The 773-nt window shown below is 68.8% G+C and carries 1 protein-coding gene; it reads left to right on the top strand.

Going from position 1 to position 773, the window contains the following annotated elements; all coding sequences use genetic code 11:
• Positions 1 to 339: 339 nt before the first annotated feature.
• On the top strand, positions 340 to 773 hold a 434-nt coding region (locus C1I95_RS34270; RefSeq protein ID WP_199524050.1), incomplete at its 3' end, for a cellulose-binding domain-containing protein.

The following is a 773-nucleotide window of genomic DNA, read 5'->3' as shown; positions in this document are numbered from 1 at the left end:
GTCCGGGTGGGAGTGGCGAGAGTGGGGGGTGCGTAGGGAGCCGGCCGGTAAGGTTTCGAAAATATCGAACCATTGCCATGGAAGCGCTCCCATGCAAGAATCGCTGCACGCGGTTCGGGGGAGCCACACCGCGCAGGCAGGTGTCGAGGGCAGCCGGTTTCACCGGACGACCACCCGCCGCCGACCGGTGAACCCGGTCGTGGCACCACCACCAACGCCCGTCCGGGTCGGGCGCTCCCGAAGAATCCCGTTGGCACCGGCGGTCGTCCGCGTAGGACGCCCCTCGGGCCACGTGCCGGGCCGTACGCGGATCCGGTCTCGCCCAAGGAGATCAGTGGCATGAATGTGTGGAGAAGGCTGTCCGGTCGACGCCGGGCTGTCGCGCTGGCCGGCGCGAGCGCGCTGGTCGCGGGCGGTTTGGTGACGATTCCGGTCACCGCGGCGCACGCGGCTACCCAGTGCGACGTTGCGTACACGACCAACGATTGGCCGGGTGGCTTCACCGCCAACATCACCATCAGGAACATCGGCGATCCGCTCAACGGGTGGACCCTCGGCTTCACCTTCCCCGACGCCAACCAGCGCGTCGTGCAGGGCTGGTCGGCCCGGTTCACCCAGTCGGGCCGCAACGTCACCGCGCAGAACGAGTCCTACAACGGCACTCTCGCCACCGGGGCGAGCACGAGCCTCGGGTTCAACGGCAGTTGGAGCGGCAGCAACCCGCGGCCCACCTCGTTCACCATCAACGGGGTGACCTGCAACGGCGGCACGCC

It is taken from the genome of Micromonospora craterilacus, from assembly GCF_003236315.1.
In the GTDB taxonomy this organism is placed as follows: Bacteria; Actinomycetota; Actinomycetes; order Mycobacteriales; family Micromonosporaceae; genus Micromonospora; species Micromonospora craterilacus.
Note: the sequence above shows the minus strand (reverse complement) of the source record. Positions and strands in the feature narration are given on the sequence as shown.